General features: G+C 61.7%; 1 rRNA gene. It reads right to left on the reverse strand.

From position 1 onward, the window contains the following. Positions 1–41: 41 nt before the first annotated feature. Positions 42–158: ribosomal RNA gene (gene rrf, locus IF47_RS0127240) — 5S ribosomal RNA — on the reverse strand. Positions 159–287: the final 129 nt, after the last annotated feature.

A 287-nucleotide genomic window follows, 5' to 3' on the forward strand; every position in this document is an offset into this window, starting at 1 on the left:
GCCCCGTCGGAACCTGCCCGACGGGGCCTCCACAACAACTCGTTCGGCGGCGTCCTACTCTCCCACACGGTCCCCCGTGCAGTACCATCGGCGCTGAAGGGCTTAGCTTCCGGGTTCGGAATGTAACCGGGCGTTTCCCCTTCGCCATGACCACCGAAACACTCACCGAGTGTTCACAGCCAAAGCCGGCACACTGTTCACTTGACACTCGAAACCCACCGGACACCGTTCGTTATCCGGGAACCACACAGTGGACGCAAGCACCTACGGACAAGCCCTCGGCCTAT

Origin of the sequence: Streptomyces megasporus (genome assembly GCF_000718985.1) — a bacterium.
Classification (GTDB): domain Bacteria; phylum Actinomycetota; class Actinomycetes; order Streptomycetales; family Streptomycetaceae; genus Streptomyces; species Streptomyces megasporus.